This window comes from Paenibacillus periandrae, from assembly GCF_022458865.1.
GTDB lineage: Bacteria > Bacillota > Bacilli > Paenibacillales > NBRC-103111 > Paenibacillus_S > Paenibacillus_S periandrae.
In genome coordinates this window covers 1-20,927 of record NZ_JAJNMU010000028.1, presented here as the reverse complement: position 1 = coordinate 20,927, position 20,927 = coordinate 1, and the positions used below count along the sequence as shown (strand labels likewise).

Genomic DNA, 20,927 nt, shown 5'->3' with positions numbered 1-20,927 from the left:
AAGGAGGCCGTAAATGTCAAGTAATCCTACAGCATCCGGCCCGTCGTATGCCGCCAAAATTACAATTAATCTGTTGTTTGTGCTTCTTACCGTTGTGATGGTCATGCCACTGCTGCTGGTTATCTCGATCTCACTATCAGAAGAGAAGAATCTGTTGTTAAATGGATACAGGCTGCTCCCCGAGACATTCAGCTTTACAGCCTACCAATTGATTCTGAACAGTCCGGCACAGCTGCTCAAGGCATATGGCGTCACGATATTTGTGACCGTGACCGGTTTAGTTCTGAGCTTGTTGTTCACTGCTATGATCGCCTTCTCGATCTCTCGCAAAGATTACAAATATGCGCGGATCACAACGTTGTATGTTTTTTTTACAATGCTATTTAGCGGTGGTTTAGTACCCTTTTATATACTCGTTACGCAATATCTTCATCTGAAAGACAGCATATGGGCGCTGATCATCCCTTACCTGCTGAGTCCCTTTAATGTTTTGATCCTGAAGGGCTTTTTGGAGAAATTGCCTTCAGAAATATTTGAATCCGCCAAAATGGACGGTGCCAGTGAATACCGGATCTTTTTCCGAATTGTACTGCCGCTATCGACTCCTGCCTTGGCAACCGTCGGTCTGTTCATCGCTTTCGCTTATTGGAACGATTGGTGGCTGGGCCTGCTGTTTATCGATAATCAGAATTTGGTGCCGCTGCAGCTGCTGCTGTATCGAATCATGAACACCATAGAATTTATGACCAACAACATCGATATGGTCAATGTACAGATTGATTTAACCCAATTTCCAAGTCTTTCCGCCAGAATGGCGATGGCTGTGCTGGCAGCCGGTCCGATGATGTTTGTTTTCCCTTTTTTTCAGCGTTATTTCGTTGCCGGGTTGACGGTTGGGTCTGTAAAAAGCTAGCCCAAGTCTCGAAGATATCTAATAGATCCAGTGTGAATAAACAATCAGGGAGGTTTATGTATGACAAAAACAGTTCGTCATTATGGAATGAAATCTATGGCGCTTGCTCTTGGTTTATCGATGGTTGTATCCGCTTGCAGTGGAAGTACGCCTGTCCCCGCAGAATCCAAAACAGCTGGGGCCGCAGGCTCTGCGTCGAGCGATTTGAAGCAGGTAGAAATATCGTGGTATTACCCGGCTACCCTAGGTATTCCTGCTGATCTTAAATCCGTTGAGGAATCAGTCAACAAAATCACGAAGTCAAAGATTAACGCTACGGTGAAGCTGAACGCGGTGGCCTCCGGCGATTACAATCAAAAAATGAATACGATTGTTGCTTCGGGAGAGATTTTTGATATTTTGTGGACCTCGAACTGGAACTTTGATTACGTTCAAAATCAAAGCAAAGGCGCGTTCATCGAGTTGGATGCTTTAATCGATAAGTACGCACCAGAAGTGAAAAAAAGCATGCCTTCGTTCGTGTGGGACGCAACCAAAATTGAAGGTAAAATATACGGATTGCCCAATTATCAAACAGTAACCAACCGTGAAGGCTTGATTCCGCAAAAGAAGCTTTTGGAAAAGTACGGAATGAATGCTTCACAGTTTACCAAACTGGAAGACGTCGAGCCTTTGCTCGCCAAAATTAAGGAAAATGAAAAAGATCTCATACCGTTTATGATGGACCGCAGAGGCAAATACGGCAATATGATGCGGACGAATAATATGGAAACTGTTATTAACAACATTGCCGCTATCAACCTGAGCAACCCGGACAAAATTATTAACATGTACGAAACACCTGAATATAAGAATTATTTGGAGCTTATGCGCTCATGGTTTCAAAAGGGCTATATAAACCAGGATGCCGCTACGCTTAAAAATGCAAACGATTACTCCAAAATAGGTAAGGAAGCGGTAGGCTTCCATAATGTATTGAAGCCGGGTGGCGAGCAGGAGAAAAAAGCGCAAACTGGCGGGGTGGACTACGTATATATTCCATTTACAGATGTGTACTCAGGCACAAACACGATCATTACTACAATGCAAGCTATTAGCCGAACTTCCAAAAATCCGGAGCGTGCCATGATGTTTTTGAATTTGGTCAACACGGATAAAGAGCTGTTTAACCTGTTATCCTTCGGAATTGAGGGTAAGCATTATACGAAAAATGCCGACGGCACCATTAAGCTGAATAAAGACGCCGGCTATATGGCCGCGGATTGGGTGTTTGGCAATGTGTTCAACGGACTTCCATTAGAAGGAAGAGATCCGAAAATTGCTGAAATGACCAAAAAAGAAAACGAATCGGCCAAACCCTCGCCAATTATGGGCTTTAAATTTAAAGCGGACCCCGTGTCTGCGGAGATTGCCAACATAAATGCGGTTGTTGATGAATATACACCTGGCCTCAGTACGGGAACGGTTGATACCGGTAAGCTGGGAGAATTTCTTGAAAAGCTGAAAAAAGCGGGCAGTGATAAAGTGATTATCGAAGCACAGAAGCAGCTCGACGAATGGAAGAAATCTAAAAAATAACGATTATGGAAGTCCTACCCGTACCGGACGAGGTTGTGAGGTTGAAAAAACAGCGTCGCCGGTAGGGTATCTTATGTACAGGAGGTGACACGATTGAAGCAATCGTTCGATATGGAAGGGCTGACCTTACGTGCTTTGAAAACGATTCTCGAACAAACGGAGGGGAATACTCATCTGTTTCCGGAAGCGGCAGACCGTAGGAAGCTATTAGGCTGCCTGGAGGATCCACGCTGCCGGACACTTTGGAACGAAGTACGCGAAGCAGGAGCGCAATATAGGAGCATGCAGATGGAGCCGCTGCTCTATTCTGAATTTACTTTGTTTCACAAGACTGGAGACCGAACGCAATACGATCATAAATATTTTGACCGCAGGCGCAGACTTTCCGTTATGACCCTGCTGTATTTGGCGGACGGCGACGAGCGTTGGCTGCGAGAGCTTGAGGACGTGATATGGGCCATATGCGATGAATATACATGGGTGATCCCAGCACATGTCGGTTTATACCATAATCGTTACCCGGAAGGAATCTGGGATCAGCCAGCTCCACCCAGAGAAACGGTTGATTTGTTTGCGGGGGAAACAGCGTTTGCTCTCGCGGAAATTACCCAGGTGCTGGAAGGGCGTCTGCAGCCGTGGGTTGTACACCGCGTTCATGCAGAAATCGAACGTCGTGTATTCCGCGTATTTTTTGACGATCCGGTGCCGCAAAACTGGGAGATGAAAATTAACAACTGGCCGGCTGTGTGCGCTGCCTCTATCGGTGGCGCAGCCTTATGGCTTGTGAAGGAGCCGGAGCGGTTAGCGGGCATGCTGTGGAGGGTACTGGCGTCGCTTAAGCAGCATTTGTCGGGATTTGATGCAGAGGGGGCAACTCCTGAGGGTACGGCTTATTGGCAGTTCGGTTTTGGGTATTATGTATATTTTGCCGAGCTGCTGGCTGCAAGAACCGGAGGCAGCATACAGCTTCTTGACGGAGAAAAGCTTCGTCGTATTGCCTTGTTTCCAGGAGCGGGCATGCTGACTGGCAATCAGGTTGTTAATTTCTCCGACGCTCCACCTGTTATCGATTATTACTCAGGGTTGTATTGTAAGCTGCGCTCGCGTTTCCCGGAGATGAAGGTGCCGGATCAGCAGCCGGTGTTCGGAGATGCGTTCCGCTGCTGGATTATGGCCAGCCGCATGGTGTTGTGGCTGGGAGAAGCATCAGAGCCGAGCGAGGATAAGGACAATGAGGAAGCTGTCGTAGACGGTACCCGGTTCGATACGGAGGATCATTTCTTTCGTGAGCACGGCTGGGTGATCAGTAAGACGTTAAGCCCGCAAGGCATTGTTGCGTTTGCGGCCAAGGGCGGCAGTAATGACGAGCCGCACAACCACAACGATTTGGGTCATTTTATTGTGCATGCACACGGCAGCTCCGTGCTGTGCGATCTCGGAGCGGGGGAATATACCCGTCAATATTTCCAGCCCGCTCACCGCTACAGGATGCTGACGGCCGGCTCTCAGGGGCATTCCGTTCCGGTCATTAATGGCATGCATCAGCAATTCGGCAAGCATTATCAGGCGCAGGTGCTGCGGTATGAAGCTTCGCAGGAGCAGATTCTTTATGAGCTCGATTTAACAAAGGCCTATGATGGTGCAGGGCTTTGTCTGCTTCATCGTCAATGGATTTGGGATCGGTCTGCTGGGAAGCATTCACTGACCATGAACGATGTTATCGAATGGTCCGGGAAGCCTGTATCGTTTCGGGAGGTGTTTATTTGCAGTGTACGGCCAGAACCGATTCAAGCCGGTTACATTCGAATTGGACCGTTGGAAATGCATTATGAAGCCAGCCGGCTTCATTGTACGCTTGAAGAAGCAGCTTACCGCACGATTGGAGGCGTAGAACAAACTGCATACCGCCTCATACTGGATTTGCACGAACCGTCTGCCAAAGAACAGGTAAAGGTTCAATTTACAGTAAATGTGTAAGTAAATGCTCACAATGACAACTTATCACATCGGAAAATCTGTTTATCAGCACGTTTTCCGATCTTTTAATCATGACATTTGATGGAAGCCGGACAGGGCAGAACGTTCAGGAGGATGTACAGGATGCACTACAGGATGCAAGGCTTAAATGAAAATAGTAGGCTGGATAGTGCGCCGATTCCGGTGATAGTTGCGCAAACGGCCTGGATGCCGCCGCAATGGGCGCTGCTGCAGCGTCATTTGTTCAATAATTTGAATGAAGCTGCGGTTGAGTTCGTCAAGCGTTATACGAATCCGGATGGTACCTTGATTTGGCGCGACAATTGGCCAGGTATGGACGGCTCGGACGATCCTTATGAAGCGTTTATGAATTTGGCATTGCTGTATGCAATAGGCGGTAGTGAGGAGGTGCACAAGCTTGCTATTAGCATGTGGGAAACCCTTACGTGGCAGTGGACGCAGTATGGCCAAATTCATAATGAATTCGACGCATATTACGATTGGATGCACCACGGTGAAGGTTATTTATATTTTTACTTTCTTGGCTTGATAGATCCGGGCTTGCCCAAAAATATTCAGCGCGCTGTAAAATTCGCCCGATTTTATACAGGAGACGATCCTGAGGTGCCGAATTACGACAAAACGCTGCAGTTGATTCGTTCGCCGATCTCAGGCAGCAAAGGACCACAATTTATGCTGACGGAAGAGGATTGGTGTACCCATCGAGGCGTTTTGGACGATTATTTGGCTCCGTTTGAGGATATTCCAGACGTCGACTTCGCAAGCGGCAAATGCCCTTGGTCCAATGATACGGTCTATACCGAGATCGTTCGACTTATGAATGAGCGTATGGCTAAGGGCGACGTTCCATTAAATCTGAATGCTACCAGCCTCGTTGCTAATGCTTATATGTACACTGGCGACGAGCAGTTCCGGCAGTGGGTACTCGATTATTATGCTGCCTGGGAACAAAGGGCCGAACGCAACGGAGGCATCATGCCCGATAACGTGGGACTGTCCGGTGAAATCGGCGAGAACTTTAACGGAAACTGGTGGGGCGGCTATTACGGCTGGCGTTGGCCGCACGGCTTTATGACGATCATCGAACCGCTGACCAATGCAGCTATGAACGCGGTCCTGATGTCAGGCGATATCGCCAGATTGCAGCCAGCGCGCGATCAATTGGACCGCAATTGGCAGCTTGGTAAACTAGAAAACGGTAAATATCTTGTTCCACATAAGCATTTTGACAGCGGTTGGACGGATTACCGTCCGGCTGATCCGAAGCATTCGATTTGCCTATGGACCGTGTCGATGGCGGCAGAGGATTTGGCCAGAGTTCGACGCATTGAGGTGGAGCCTCATTACCGCGATATCGAAGTGCCCTCTGTTTCCGGCCGAAACCCGGTAACACGCAAGGAGACCAAGCATTTTATCGGAAATACGTATCCATGGTTTTTATTCGTTCAAGGCTTGAAGCCGGATTATCCAGAGCAAATATTGCTTGCCAACCACCGGCTTTTGAAGCAGCAGCTGGATAAAATGCGTTCTACGGCAGGCGATCCGCGTCAATGGCAATATGGAACGTTCAATACGGATGATTTGTCCAGCATTCACTTTTGGCAGGAATTTTGTCCGGTTTATTTTGAAAGTCTTGTACAGCTTACATTGGGCGCGCCAATGCATATTTCCCACGGTGGTCTGCAGCATGCGAGGGTAAGATATTATGATGCCTTGCTTAGAAGACCGGGGCTTCCTGAATCGGTGGCTGCTTTGATTGAGAAGCTTGCTGATGATGCAGCGACAGTAACTCTGGTAAATCTTAACCTGCTGGAAGGAAGAAGCTTGATCATTCAGGGAGGAAGCTTCGGAGAGCATCAATTTACGGAAGCTGTGACGCTTGATGATCAGCAACAGGAGCTAACACGCGTTTCATTGGACAGTAAATGGCTTGAAATCCAGCTTCCACCCGGCACGGGTATCAGGCTTAAACTGTTCATGAAGCGATACAGTAACAAGCCGACCTATTATACGCCGTGGTACGGAGAAGCAGAAGCCGGAGGCATCATTCACGGAAGAAGCTTATAGATCAGATATGTATACAGCAGCCCAAGGAATCGTAAGCATTCCATACAAAGGATGGAGGATCGAGCATGTCCAGTGGCAGTTGTCTTTCCGAGGATGAATTGGCGTATTTACAAAGCTTGGAGCGGGACAATCCTGTTCAGCCGTTTATAGAAAGCTATTTTGCCCGAGAGTCTGATCCGTCTGTTGAGCTGCAGCATACGGGGTGGAACAAGGAGCGTTATTTGGATTTTGCCGAAGCGAGATTTATACAATTTATTCCATATCAGCATGAATCGGGAGTTATTATAGATCCATTCGACCATAAGGAACGCCAGTTCGTAACATCCAGTTTTGCAATGACAGGAGCAGTTCTGCTATCGGCAGGTCGATGCAGCGGCTTTGAGGAACCGGTTGTTAAGGCCATGGATGCTGCCGTAGCGGCGCTCAGCAATAATAGGGTCCCGGATCGGCATGCCGATTTTACGACCCATATGTTAATAAAGGCGCTCAGGATACTGGAAAAGAACACCAGGATGTCTGTTAATTCGGCGGTATGGAGGCAAGGACTGGCTTCCTTCCAGCCGGAGCATGTCTATTCTCAGGTGGAGCCTCATATGCCGCTGCGGCAGGTACGCAATTGGGCGACCTATGCGATGCTCGGGGAGCAGATGCGTATCACTGACGGTCTGGCCTTCACCAAAGCATTTATTGACCGATATTTGGAAGCGCAAATGCCGAGATTTACGCCGGAAGGATTATACCGCGATCCCAACCTGCCAGCTGCTTATGATATGGCGGCAAGGGATAACCTGGCCGGATTATTGGCTGAAGGTTATTCGGGACCATATTCCAGGCTGTTGGATACGCTGCTAAGGCGCGGCGCGTTAACAATGCTATTCACACAATCGGTTAACGGTGAAACGTCCTGCGGGGGGCGGAGCAATCAATTTTTGTGGAACGAGCTGACCTTCGCTCACATCTGTGAACGCGAGGCTCTGCTCTATCACAAATCAGGTTATGCCCAACTTGCCGGCGTTTTTAAACGGGCGGCCCGACGGGCCATGGAGGCGCTTGAGCGGTGGATGCCGACAGCGGATGACAACTCTATCCGTCCGGTCAAAAATCGCTTTGCCGAGCCAAGCCGCGCCGGTTATGAGCTGTATGCCTACTACGCCAACTATTTGCTGTATGCGGCTAAAATCGCCGCATCCTGTTACCTGCTGGCGGATGACAGTATTGAGGAGCAGCCGGCTCCTTGCGATACCGGAGATTATGTGCTGAGCCTGCCGTCGTTTAACCGCATTTATGCGGCAGGCAGTCCTTCACAAGGTAGCTACCACCTGTGTATGGATACGGCTGCCCAGGCTGGACAGGACGCGACAGGCTGGGTTCGCCTGCACCGCCGTGACCTGCCGGGGGAGACCGCTCTGTCCGTCGGAATCCCCGGCAGCTTCGGGGAAATTCCGCTTGTTTTTATGCGGCCGAGGCACGAGCTGCCTGCACCGCTGCATGCGGCTGCAATCGGCTTGCAGTGGCGGGACGGACACGGCGCATGGCACCGTCTGGCCGATTACGGCCGCCGTAAGCATGAAGTGTACCACGCGCTGGACCGAAACGGACAGCCGTTGGAACCGGAAGCTAAGGCTTGGCAGGCTGATTTAAAGAGGGTATGCTCGGGCCTTCAAGCCTTGCAATTCGAAATCGTTTATGAAGCCGTGAGCAATTCAATGGTAATTCCAGGGCTTAATCCAGCTGTGAACGGAGTGGCGGCGGAAGAAGTGCAGCGTCGAGCTTGGGAGGATATTATTTCGCGTCCGGCTAATGAAGGCTGCAGCATAATAAGGGAACATTATTGTATTTCTCGGCAAGGCGTTACGGTTGAATGGGAAGTGGAAGCGGCCGAGGGTGCATTTCTTACAGCGATTGCAGTTAATGTTCCTTTACTGGAGACGAATGGAAAAGAAAAGGCGCTAATGTCCGAAAGCTCGGATGGCTCTGTTTCTATTCAATACGGTAGTGTCGTCTATACAATCAAACAGCTTCTAGGGACTGGAGCCGCAGAGGCGTCGTTGGAACTGCATCCCGGACTGATGCCTAATCGGAACGGCCACTACGGGTTGGCTCAATGGACGCTGGTCGGCCATACAAAGCTAAAGCTGCATTTTACATTGGAACATCTTTGAAGCGGGGGGATTACGATGGAATATACATGGCTTGGACGTACTGGTATATGGGTTTCACGTCTTGGGCTGGGGGGCGCTCCGCTGGGAGGTGACTTCGGTTATACCGCCGAAGAGGACGCAATCCGTACGATTCATGCAGCGCTGGATGAAGGTATTACGTTCTATGACACAGCTCCTTTATACGGTCGGGGTGAAAGTGAACGCCGAATGGGGAAAGGGCTTAAAGGCAACAGGGATAAGGTCGTTCTGGCCAGTAAGGCCGTGATGCGCGGCGATGCCTATACGTATGCCAATACAATAAAATCGGTAGAGGAGAGCCTGCAGCGGCTGCAGACTGATTGGATTGATGTGATGCAGCTGCATGAAGCGGAGTCTACGACTTTCAATGAATCCATGGAGGGAACGATAGAAGCGTTTTTGAAGCTGAAGGAGCAAGGCAAAATTCGGGCTATAGGCGTTAATGCGCGGCGGTTGGAAGTTCTGGAGCCATACATCCGTACGGGGCTGTTGGATACTGTTCAAACCTATTGCAGGTATACGCTGATGGATCATTCTGCAAGAGAGGATTTGTTCCCGCTTACACGGGAATACAATATCGCGGTTATCAATGGCAGTCCGCTTCATATGGGAATTTTAGCTGATACGCCTGCGGGCTTTATGCTAAATCATGCAGCTATTATGGAGGAGACGGAGGCAAGGAAGGAGCAGCTGCGATTTCTCAGAGCGCCGGGCCCGCATGGACTGGTTGAAGCGGCTATGCGCTTCAGTTTGACTTGTCCGGATATCGCAGTCACGTTGTCCGGTGCGTCAACCCCGGATATGATTAAGCACAATGCTTCGTTTTGTGACGGTAAGGGGCTTGCAGAATCAGACCAGCAGATGGTTTTCGACTTATTTGCAGGAAAACCGCTGGTTTATCATTAAGCGGAAACAAAAAGAGCAATCAAAATATGCAAGCGAAGCAGAGGTGGTATGGATGTACATCGATGCCCATGTCCATTTTTGGAAGCTGGACCGGGGAGATTACGGATGGCTTACACCGGACAAGTCGGTTTTGTACCAAGATTATTTACCCGAGCAGTTGATGGCATCGTTTAATAAATATCAAGTCGATCAGGTTATTGCCGTGCAAGCTGCTTCGACTGTTGAGGAAACTCGTTTTTTGCTAACATTAGCTGCACAGTATCCATTAATCGCCGGTGTCGTCGGTTGGTTGGATATCGCTGATAGAGATTTTTTGGACGTTTACGAAAAGCTCCGCAGCAATCCGCGGTTTATCGGCATCCGGCTCGGCGGCGCTGAAATTCGCTGTGCGCTTGAAGAAAAGCACGGCAGGAGACTGTCTCATATCCGGCAGATGGCCGCTGACGAATTCAATGTCGACCTTTTAGTCCGGCCGGCAGATTTGCCGTATGTCGTACAGCTGCTGGAGACTGTGCCATTATTGCGGGGCGTCGTGAATCATCTGGGTTCCCCGCTGTCGGCGGCTGAGACGAGTGCTGGTCAATGGGCGGAAGGAATGAAGAAAGTGTCGGCCTATCCTCATGTTATGTGCAAGCTTTCCGGCATGATTACACCAGCCGGCGGATTCCATCCTGAGCGGCTGCGCGGATATGTGAAGCAGCTGTTGGAGTGGTTTGGCACAAAGCGCCTCATGTATGGCAGCGATTGGCCAGTTGCTTTGCAGGCTGGCAGCTACGAGGATGTCACACGGTTGTTCAACGAGGTGCTTGGAAGCGGGCTGACAGACGAGCAGCTAGATGTACTCCGCTGCGGCAATGCGGAACGCTTTTACTTAAGACGCTGAAACCGGACACTTTTCTGTGAAACGACAGCAGAGGTGATGTTATGGTGGGAGCCCGATTGGAACGGTGTGACCCACTCCATTGTGTTAACTTGGAGAGGAGCTATACAGGCTGCGGTTTACAGTTGCAATCAAAAAGAAGTCATCGAGCTATCCAGCTTATCGTGTGATGCCTCATAATTCCATGTTAGGCCATAGTCATTACTAATTAGATAAATGGTATCTGTCACGTTACCGTTCTTATGAAGCACGAGGGGGAAAAGCCCCTCTTTTCCATTGAAAATAGGGGAAAGGGGAGTTTTTTGATATTCATTGTATTTGGCTGGAAGCAGTATAGAAAGCTTTTCCCATGATTGCCCTTGATTTATGGTCCAATAAACGTTGGGTCCATTGTCCGAATAATATCTGAACCCCAAAAACCCGATGTCCTTATTGGAAAAGCCTGCACCCGTCAATTGTTCTGAGTATAGATCGTTCGGGTTACCCAGTTCGTTCCATGTTAGGCCGCCGTTCGAGGTCTGATACACATGATTCAGCGAACGTCCGACACCTGCTGAACCGCCGGAGACCAGCCAACCGTCATTTTTTGTTGTGAAACCGATGAATTTCTTATCATACCCCATTGCCCCTTTAATTTCATAGTCATTCCACGTTTTCCCCATATCATTACTAATCAATACATGCAGCGGTGATGACTGCCCATCTGCAAAACCATACACAATAGCGGTTTTATCGTCGGATATATAAAAGCCTGTATCCTCCTTGCTCATACCGATGGTGGTTCCCGTTGTATCTAATTTTAATGGTACCCTTGCTTTTACTTTCCCATTCTGGTACGAAACAGATACGTTGCCTTCTTTGTCAAGCGAATATGAGTTAACTGGTTCGTGCGCAATTACATGCTCACTGTTGGAGCTGTGGGAAGAGGAAGTTGGTGTTAGCAGGGCAAAGCTATCCTTCTGACCTATTCCGAATGTGCAAGCGGTCAATAATCCAAGTGCCCCGCTCAAGAGTACGACTGCACCAAAACGGACGGTCTTCTTACTTATATTTTTCATGTTTAAGATGTGCCTATCTCTTTGTCTCATGGAATATTCCCTCCTGAATCATGCAAGAAACTTTCACCTCTCGGTTATACATAATAGACGTTTTATAGTAATAAAAAGTCGCTGCAGCAAGGTAGATTGCGTATGGAGCGATCCTGCGGAGCTATGGATTGTAAATGGGGCGGTGGCTGATGACTCTAAAGGAAATTATGATGTGTGTGAAAAGAAAAGCATCCCATCCGGTTTTAACCGTGCTGCGGATGCTTTAATTTTCGTTGTTTGTATGATCCTATAAGTACAGGTTGTGCTATTTCACAAGCTCGATAAACTTGCTTGCCGCGTTGGAAAGCGGCATATTGCGCATGATCATGAAGCCTACTTGGGAAGGCGGCATCTTGATATCTAATTGAATTTCAAACAGTGAGCCTTCCTCCAGTTCCTTGGAAATAAATTCTTTGGTTATGTAGGAGATACCGAGTCCTTTCCGCGCAAACTCGATGAGAAGATCCACGCTTCCCACTTCAATTTCTGGTTTGATCTCATACCCATAGCTTTCAAATAGCTCTGTGATCGCCATTCGTACCCTGCTATTGCGCGAGAATAGGATGATGGGGTACTGAAGCAGCAACTCCAGTGAAAGTACTCTGCCCTTAAGCTCGGCATAATGAGCCCCCGCCACAAAACAATCCTGCAGCTGAATGCCCTTCATTACTTCCAGCTGAGAATCGACAATAGGCATTCGAACGACGCCCAAATCGATTCTTCCCTCTTTTAAAAATGCAATGGTTTCTGGCGTCGTCCCATGATTCAGATGCAGCTTGATGCCGGGATGCTTCTGATGATAGCTTTCCAGATAAGGAAGCATATAGTGCTTGAACAACGAATCACTTCCGCCGATCCGCAGCTCGCCGCTGTCCAGATTTTTAAGTGCAGCCATCTTTTCCTCTGCCAGTGCGATTAGAATCTGAGACTTCTCAATATAGGAATACAGGGTGACGCCCTCTTGTGTTAAGGCAACGCCTTTGGAATTCCGGTAAAACAAGGTGATCCCAAAACTGTCTTCCAGCTGCTTGATGGCGTGGCTGACGCTCGGCTGGGTGATGAACAACGATTTGGCGGCTTTAGACAAGCTTCCTGTCTTCGCTGCCCAATAAAAAACCTTGTATAATTCGTAATTGATCATAGACACGGTCTATAGCCCCTGTTAAATATATTAATTACCTGTATAGGTGATATTCGTATTATAGTGGATAAAGGAAATAGAATCCAGAGCTAATGATGAAGGCCCTGCTGGAAGGAGAGAGAGAAATGGAAGCTACCACGTTTGTCTTATTTGGAGCGACTGGGGATTTAGCCAAAAGAAAAATTTATCCAGCCATATATAATTTGTTCATTGATCAGAAACTACCTCAATCCTTCTCCGTGATCGGGCTGGGAAGAAGAGAACTATCCGATCAAACCTTTCAAGCAAATGTCGAGCAATCACTCCATATGTTTTCCAGGCGCGAAGCGAATGATCCCGATATCATGAAAAAGTTCCTGCGGGCATTCCGTTATAGCGTTCTCGATGTTGGCCGCAAAGAAGATTATCAGAAGCTGCTGAAGCTGATTGAACAGCAGGAAGAAGAGCAACGCATGGAGCCGAATCGGATGTTTTATTTGTCCGTAGGACCTGAATTTTTTGAACCGATTACAGCCAACATTCATGAGAGCGGACTTGGTTCAGCGAATGGCTGGAAGCGTTTGGTGATCGAGAAGCCTTTCGGTCATGATTTGCAATCTGCTCGGGATTTGAATCATAATCTGAGCAAAGTTTTTACAGAAGATGAAATATTTCGAGTGGACCATTATCTTGGCAAACCCATGGTACAAAAGCTTGAGGTTCTGCAGCAAAGCAATCCTGTCCTTCAGGCATTATGGAACAACCGTTACATTGCTAACGTTCAAATAACGGCAAATGAAATCGTCGGTGTTGAAGAGCGGGCTGGCTATTACGACCATGTTGGCGCGGTTAGAGACATGTTCCAAAACCATATGCTGCAATTGCTCATGATGCTGACGATCCACCTTCCAAACAACAGTACTTCAGAGAATATCCGATACAAAAAGAAGCTCGTGATGGAATCTCTGGAAAAGCTGCAAAAAGAAGATGTCAGTTCCTCTGTTATCCGCGGGCAGTATGCAGCAGGAACGATTCAAGGACAATCTGTGGTCGGTTATACATCCGAACCGAATATTGCGGCAACCTCAAGCAATGACACCTTTATCGCAGCTAAGCTGCAAATCGATGATTATTTTTGGCGCGGCGTTCCTTTTTATATCCGTACAGGCAAAAGAATGAAGGACAAATCAACGCGACTCGTGATCGAATTCAAGGAACCTTTAAAGCAGCCTGGGTCCAATGATGACAACAAAACACCTAATCTGCTCGTAATTGAAATCGGTCCCCACGAAGGCATATCGCTCCAATTAAATACAAGAGATCCTTTGAACAAAGGGAAGTTCAAGCCCATGCACATCGACTTTCATGAAAATCGGGATCATGTGCCCGAGGCTTACGAGAATTTGATTCGTGACGCTTTGCATGGAGATCCTACCTTCTTCGCGCACTGGGACGAGGTCGAATTGTCATGGCAATGGGTTCAGCCTATTTTAGATGCTTACAAAGAGAATCTGGTTCCGCTTCATTCCTATGCAGCCGGCACCTATGGTCCTGCCGAATCTGATGAACTGTTGGAGCAGGACGGCTATCACTGGTGGTTCGATGAGAAGTCGGAAACCGAAATCAAATCCATAAAAGGAGAACAATATGCCTACCACACAAACAATTGATCAACTGGCTATTGATACGATTCGTACGTTATCGATCGATGCTACTAACGCGGCTAATTCCGGACATCCGGGACTGCCAATGGGTGCAGCGCCTATGGCGTATGCACTTTGGGGTAAAAGCCTCAACCACAATCCCGCCAATTCAAAATGGTTCAATCGCGATCGTTTCGTATTATCCGCAGGGCATGGCTCTGCTTTACTGTACAGCCTTCTGCATTTGTCTGGCTATAAGCTTTCTATAGAAGATGTGAAGCAGTTCCGCAAGCTGAACAGCAAAACACCTGGACATCCTGAATTTGGCCACACGGATGGCGTTGATGCTACAACAGGTCCTCTTGGACAAGGTATTGCTATGGCTGTAGGTATGGCGATGGCTGAAGCGCATCTGGCTTCAAAGTTTAATCAGAGTGGATTCCCGGTCGTCGATCACTACACGTATGCGCTCGTAGGCGATGGCTGCTTGATGGAAGGGATCTCTTACGAGGCGATGTCCATGGCCGGACATATGAAGCTGAACAAATTAGTTGTATTGTATGATTCCAATGACATTTCCTTGGATGGAGACCTCAACCTTTCCTTCGGAGAGAACATTCAAAAGAGAGCAGAATCAGCGCATTGGCAGTATTTAAGAGTTGAAGACGGCAACGACATCGAGCAAATTGCTAAAGCAATCGAAGCTGCCAAGCTCAATGATTCCCAGCCGACGATTATCGAAATCCGGACCATTATTGGATACGGAAGTAAAGTAGCGGGAACGAATAAAGCACATGGCAATCCACTTGGCAAAGAAGAAGCAAAGGCAACCAAGGAAGCTTATGGCTGGAAGTACGAGGAAGAATTCACGGTTCCGGCAGAAGTGAAAGCTCATTTTGCACAGCTTAAACAAAATGGCGAAGCGAAAGAAGCAGCATGGAACCAATTGTTCTCCTCATATAAAGATCAGCATCCAGCGCTTGGTGCAGAGCTTGAACAAGTCATCGATGGTTCCGTTGTGATCGATGCCGCGGACATCCTTACTTTCGATTCTTCCAAGACAATTTCAACTCGCGTAGCAAGCGGTCAAGCGATCAATCATTTCGTTAAATCAGTTCCTTCGATTTTTGGCGGCAGCGCGGACTTGTCTCATTCGACGATGACTGACATTAGCGGGGAGCAAATTTTTGCAGTTGAATCGTATGCTGGACGTAACATCTACTTTGGTGTTCGCGAGCATGCCATGGGCGCTGCTGGCAACGGTATGGCACTGCACGGAGGTGTTAAACCCTTCGTAAGCACGTTCTTCGTATTCAGTGATTACCTGCGTCCGTCGATCCGACTGGCTGCACTGCAGAAGCTGCCTGTTATTTACGTATTCACGCATGATTCAGTGGCTGTCGGCGAAGATGGACCTACGCATGAACCCGTTGAGCATTTAGCAGCGCTACGTACCATTCCGGGACTTACGGTCATTCGTCCTACGGATGCCAACGAAACGGCAAGTGCATGGGCTTATGCCTTGCAGCAAAATGAAGGTCCAGTTGCTCTCGTGCTGAGCAGACAGAATCTGCCTATCTACGATGCAACCAAAGGCAATGTGGAAGGGGTAGCCAAAGGAGCATACGTTCTGACGGAAACCAACAATCAGCCGGATGTACTCCTGATCGCTACCGGTTCCGAAGTTTCCTTGGCCGTGAACGCCAAAGCTGAGCTTGAGAAGGATAATATCTCTGTACGCGTAGTGGCGATGCCGAGCCGTGAGCTGTTTAGCCGCCAAACAGAAGCTTATAAGGAATCGGTACTACCTGCTGCTGTTCCGAAGCGTTTAGCTATAGAAGCTGGTATTTCACTCGGCTGGGAGCGTTACACAGGACCAAGCGGCAATGTATTATCCATTGATACCTTCGGCGCTTCAGGACCAGGAGCTGAGGTCTTGCAATACTTTGGATTCTCTGTGGATAACGTGGTTCGTTTGACGAAAGAGTTGTTATAGTAATATAGTAAGAATAGAACAGCAGTCCGTGCATAGTTGGAATGTTATTGGAGATTATGCCGGATTGTGCAAGTCATTTAAAATATAACTATATAACCGGAGGTAATAACAATGAAATTCTTTATCGACACTGCAAACCTGGTAGATATCAAAAAGGCTTACAAAGTGGGCATTTTGTCCGGTGTTACGACTAATCCGTCCCTAGTTGCCAAAGAAGGCGTTAAATTCGAAGATCGTATCGCTGAAATTTTGCGCGAAGTGCCTGAGGTTGAATCCGTTTCGGCCGAAGTAACGCCTGATGCAATAACAGCTGAGGACATGATCGCCCAAGCGAATGAACTTATCAAAATCAACAATAACGACAAAAACATCACCATCAAGCTTCCGATGACATTGGCAGGTTTAGAAGCATGCCGTTACCTGACGAAAAAAGGTGTAAAAACGAACGTAACCCTGATCTTTACTGTAAACCAGGCGCTTTTAGCCGCTCGCGCTGGAGCAACTTATGTCTCCCCGTTCCTGGGCCGCTTGGATGATATTTCAGAAGACGGCGTTTTGCTTGTGACGAAAATCGCTGAATTGTTCCGTACTCATAAGCTGGATGCACAAATCATCGCGGCATCTGTACGTAATCCCGATCACGTGACACGCGTGGCAATGGCTGGCGCGCATATCGCAACCGTTCCTTTCGCTGTTATCGAACAATTGACCAAACATCCTCTAACGGATCAAGGTATGGATAAATTCGCTGCCGATTGGAAAAAAACAGTACAAGTTTAATTCACACTCAGTAATCAGTATGGCAAGAACCCCGGTTTTTAAGAACCCGGGTTTCTTTTTTTTGCTTGCTGCTCATTTCCTCTTTCCTTAAGAGTCGCAAAAAATTGCGGCTTTTTTATTTTGTGCGCGCCTAGCCAAGCTAGGCACAACTAATTGATGAAAGATCAATCGAGGTAAGAGCCAAGTCGCCTCGTAGCTAACAGGCAACTGGTGGAGAGATCCTAAGGTTGAAGCCCTGTGACAAAGTAGCCCCAAAAGGGGAGCGAGCAAAACAACAGGCCGTAACATGAATTGAATCCTGCCGCGTCGTCAAAAAAGACCTGAAAAGGACAAGAGAGAGTTGAGCCCCGGGAAATTGGGCGAAGACCATGGAACGCGTGAAGCCCTTGGAAGTGCAGCGCGGAAGAACTCTCCGGCGTATGGGGATCGGCATGCTGGGAAAGTTGTGTCTGGAACTAGGGAGACCCTCCCCCGCACGAGATTTTTTTTTTTCGTAAGGAGCGGACCTATAAGCCCAAAAGGTGAAGTGGCGAGCTGCGGGAAGGGAGTCGGAGGGGGCCGTATTACCGATGAAGTGAGGACAACAAAACCTCATGGAGGGAAGAGCCCCTGCTTTGTTCAAGCAAGTGAAGGAGGTACGAGTGAGTGAATGCAGTCAAACCTGCTAACTACGCCAAAGTAAAAGCTCAAGAACTTCAAAACAAGCTATATCTTACCGCCAAGGAAAATCCGAAACGAAGGTTTCATGCCCTCTACGACAAGATTTATCGGGAAGATATCCTTTGGGAAGCATGGAGACGAGTCAAAGGCAATAAGGGCAGTGGAGGTGTGGACGGGATAACCATCGACCACATCGTAAAGACCTACGGGGAAGAGAAATTCGTTGAGGAAATTCGGGAACAGCTGATCGCAGGCACCTATCATCCGTTACCGGCAAGGCGCAAGGAGATACCGAAGCAGGACGGAAAACTTCGTCCTCTTGGAATTCCTGCTGTGCGTGATCGCGTGGTACAAATGGCAACGAAATGGGTGATGGAGCCCATCTTTGAAACGGATTTCAAGGAGTTCTCTTATGGATTCCGCCCAAAACGGGATGCTAAAGGAGCTATTCGCCACATCCGACGCGAGGTAAAGAAAGGTGTTTACTGGGTAGTAGACGTGGATATCGCCGGGTACTTCGACAACATTTCGCATGAGAAACTAATGAAGCTTGTGGAAGAGCGGATAAGCGACAGAAGAATACTCAAGCTCATCCGGAAATGGCTAAAAGCAGGCTTCGTGAAAGATGATCAGTTTTACGAAACCGACCTCGGAAGCCCTCAGGGCGGAGTCATTAGTCCATTACTTGCAAACATCTATCTGAACTACCTCGATACGATCTGGGAGAAGAAATTCACTGAACTGGGGACACTGGTCCGCTATGCGGACGATCTCGTCATCCTATGCAAAACCAAGGAGCAAGCCTTGACATCAATCGACGTATTAAAAGCTGTATTCGGGAAACTCGAACTACAGATGAATACGTCCAAATCCAAATTGATCAACCTATGGGGTGACAAAGCAGGATTTGACTTTCTCGGCATGCAACACCGAAAAATCCCAAAACAGATAAAGGGAGTGGACCGCTATACCCTGCGAAGCTACCCTTCGAAGAAAGCCATGAAGAAGATGAGAGAGAAGGTAAAAGAAGTCACAGAGCCACGTAACCGATTGTTCTGGACCATGAACCGAATGGTCGAAGAACTCAACTCGAAAATACAGGGGTGGAGAAACTACTACGCGATGGACGCCTTTGCCGATCTATTTCTGAATAAAATCGATTGGTATATTCGAAAAAGACTGATGCTGTTTTGGAACAAGAAGAGAAATCGTCGTAAGAAGCACAGCAACTCCAGATTAGCGGGCCTTGTAGCTCAGTGTTCTGGATTAAAGAAACTTGTAGGTTAGGGAAGTACCGTAACGCGGAAGAAAGAAGAACATCGGAAAGCCGGATGAAGGAAAACTTCACGTCCGGTTTGATGAAGGGGGAGCTGAAAAAGTAAATAAAGAGGGCATACGCCCTCCTTAGAAATTTCAGTTCTCTACTCTACAATCAGGATGTTGTCATAGGTAAATGTACAAGAGCATGATGACATTACCGACGATCTATTCATATTTAAATAGTTGGAAATTTAATAAAATCGCGATATAACGCAGTTTTTTCTATAAAATGCTCGATTCTTTCATTATTCTTTTATTGGGCTATTGTAGACTTATAGTATGAAAGTTATAAGTTCGTCCTCATATTCCTCTTAATAAAACGAGGTGACTCATTCACCGTCACATGATCTGTAAAGTTCAAAAATTAGGTTTCGGAGGTTAGAGGCATTATGCGAAAATATTTTGGAAAATTCAGCCTGTTGTTATTCATTTTGCTCATTTTTGTAACTGTATTTGGTGTAAATTCTTCAAATGTATATGCAGTATCTAGTGGAACAGCCAATGGCACCTACGACTTCAGTGGACCATTAAAAGCGAATAATAGCGGAGGCACCGGTTATGCGAGCTTTGCTGATAAGTTCATTGTGAGCAATGGTTTTGCTATTGCAGGTACACAATTATGGTCTGAGAATCAGCAAACTGCTAACACATCAGGGACTCTTGTTATCAAGGCTGAAGGCACGGCAACCTGCAGGACATTTACCTTTAGGGATTTGGGTATAAGTTCTTATGAAGCATCAGGTCAGAATCTTACCTCGCTTTCTGTAGTCTTAAAAGATACGGGGGGCGCTACAATTGCTACGCTCTCTAACTCAGGGACTGTCATCCTTACAAGTACTACCGCTCAATTGAGCAGCTTGCTTGGTGGGTCACCTTATAGTTACGACAATGTTGCCTCTATTACGATAACGTGGAAATTCGCAAATACCTTGGCACCATCGAATTTAAACTTTGATAATATTACGATAGCCAATGTGGTGGGCGCGGACGTCACGCCACCAACAGTGTCTGACGGTACGCTCACCACATCAGGTCTCACCGGTACAGGAGTAACATTGAACTGGACGAAGGCCTCGGATACGGTAAGTGCGTCAAACGCGCTGCAGTATCAAGTGTACCGCTCCAGCAGTAACAATCTCAACACGATAGCAAATATCGAAGCCAACGGGACAGCAGTGGGCAGCTATACGGCGGATATCGGCACCTATAGTGTAGCGGGACTAGCGGAAGGTGCAACTTATTACTTTAATGTCATTGTGAAGGATGAGGCGGGCAATAAGACGGCCTACACAACGAAGCAGGTTGTGACGCCAGACATGACGTCGCCGGTTGTTTCCGTTGGGACGATAAGCACTTCAGCTCTCACTGGTACAGGAGTAACATTGAACTGGACGAAGGCCGCGGATGCGGTAAGTGCGTCAAGTGCGCTGCAGTATCAAGTGTACCGCTCCAGCAGCAATAGCCTGAATACAGTGGCAAATATCGAAGCCAACGGAACAACAGTGGGCAGCTATACGGCGGATATCGGCACCTATAGTGTAGCGGGACTAGCGGAAGGTGCAACCTATTACTTTAATGTCATTGTGAAGGATGAGGCGGGCAATAAGACGGCCTACACAACGAAGCAGGTTGTGACGCCAGACATGACGTCGCCGGTTGTTTCCGTTGGGGCGATAAGCACTTCAGCTCTCACTGGTACAGGAGTAACATTGAACTGGACGAAGGCCGCGGATGCGGTAAGTGCGTCAAGTGCGCTGCAGTATCAAGTGTACCGCTCCAGCAGCAATAGCCTGAATAC

At 47.8% G+C, this 20,927-nt stretch carries 13 protein-coding genes and 1 pseudogene; 12 read left to right on the top strand and 2 right to left on the bottom strand.

The window, feature by feature from the left end; translation table 11 throughout:
• Positions 1-13: 13 nt before the first annotated feature.
• The 7 genes from LRL21_RS35815 to LRL21_RS35785 all read left to right on the top strand — a co-directional run bounded on the left by LRL21_RS35815 (position 14) and on the right by LRL21_RS35785 (position 10,525).
• Entirely contained in the window at positions 14-913 is a 900-nt protein-coding gene (locus LRL21_RS35815) for a carbohydrate ABC transporter permease (RefSeq protein ID WP_240420602.1), read from the top strand.
• Positions 914-973: 60 nt separating this feature from the next.
• Positions 974-2,491, top strand: coding sequence for an ABC transporter substrate-binding protein (locus LRL21_RS35810; protein WP_240420601.1), 1,518 nt, complete (start codon positions 974-976; stop codon positions 2,489-2,491).
• Between the two features lie 93 nt (positions 2,492-2,584).
• Positions 2,585-4,468, top strand: a complete 1,884-nt coding sequence (locus tag LRL21_RS35805) for a heparinase II/III family protein (protein WP_240420600.1) — start codon at positions 2,585-2,587, stop codon at positions 4,466-4,468.
• Between the two features lie 123 nt (positions 4,469-4,591).
• Positions 4,592-6,556 (top strand): DUF8034 domain-containing protein, encoded by a 1,965-nt coding sequence (locus LRL21_RS35800; RefSeq protein ID WP_240420599.1) that lies wholly within the window; start codon positions 4,592-4,594, stop codon positions 6,554-6,556.
• A gap of 65 nt (positions 6,557-6,621) precedes the next feature.
• Positions 6,622-8,718 (top strand): hypothetical protein, encoded by a 2,097-nt coding sequence (locus tag LRL21_RS35795; RefSeq protein WP_240420598.1) that lies wholly within the window; start codon positions 6,622-6,624, stop codon positions 8,716-8,718.
• A 15-nt stretch (positions 8,719-8,733) separates the two neighbouring features.
• Entirely contained in the window at positions 8,734-9,642 is a 909-nt protein-coding gene (locus tag LRL21_RS35790; RefSeq protein WP_240420597.1) for an aldo/keto reductase, read from the top strand.
• Entirely contained in the window at positions 9,551-10,525 is a 975-nt protein-coding gene (locus LRL21_RS35785; RefSeq protein ID WP_240420596.1) for an amidohydrolase family protein, read from the top strand. Before LRL21_RS35790 ends, LRL21_RS35785 begins: the two co-directional genes overlap by 92 nt.
• A gap of 128 nt (positions 10,526-10,653) precedes the next feature.
• Here the strand turns inward: LRL21_RS35785 and LRL21_RS35780 are convergent, their stop codons facing one another.
• Together LRL21_RS35780 and LRL21_RS35775 are read right to left on the bottom strand one after the other, a co-directional pair.
• A complete protein-coding gene (locus tag LRL21_RS35780) occupies positions 10,654-11,610 on the bottom strand; it encodes a WD40/YVTN/BNR-like repeat-containing protein (protein WP_240420595.1) in 957 nt (318 codons plus the stop codon).
• A 265-nt stretch (positions 11,611-11,875) separates the two neighbouring features.
• Positions 11,876-12,751, bottom strand: coding sequence for a LysR family transcriptional regulator (locus LRL21_RS35775; protein WP_240420672.1), 876 nt, complete (start codon positions 12,749-12,751; stop codon positions 11,876-11,878).
• A 125-nt stretch (positions 12,752-12,876) separates the two neighbouring features.
• Here LRL21_RS35775 and zwf point away from each other — a divergent pair, with 125 nt between their 5' ends.
• The 5 genes and pseudogenes from zwf to LRL21_RS35750 form a co-directional block, all read left to right on the top strand.
• A complete protein-coding gene (gene zwf / locus LRL21_RS35770; RefSeq protein ID WP_240420594.1) occupies positions 12,877-14,400 on the top strand; it encodes a glucose-6-phosphate dehydrogenase in 1,524 nt (507 codons plus the stop codon).
• Positions 14,378-16,369: a transketolase gene (tkt, locus tag LRL21_RS35765; RefSeq protein ID WP_240420593.1), complete on the top strand. Its 1,992-nt coding sequence runs from the start codon at positions 14,378-14,380 to the stop codon at positions 16,367-16,369. Before zwf ends, tkt begins: the two co-directional genes overlap by 23 nt.
• A gap of 111 nt (positions 16,370-16,480) precedes the next feature.
• On the top strand, positions 16,481-17,149 hold the full coding sequence (gene fsa, locus LRL21_RS35760) for a fructose-6-phosphate aldolase (RefSeq protein WP_240420592.1): 669 nt from the start codon (positions 16,481-16,483) through the stop codon (positions 17,147-17,149).
• 645 nt (positions 17,150-17,794) lie between these two features.
• Positions 17,795-19,096, top strand: coding sequence for a group II intron reverse transcriptase/maturase (gene ltrA, locus LRL21_RS35755; RefSeq protein WP_240420591.1), 1,302 nt, complete (start codon positions 17,795-17,797; stop codon positions 19,094-19,096).
• Between the two features lie 422 nt (positions 19,097-19,518).
• A pseudogene (locus LRL21_RS35750) lies at positions 19,519-20,927 on the top strand (fibronectin type III domain-containing protein); the annotation flags it as partial.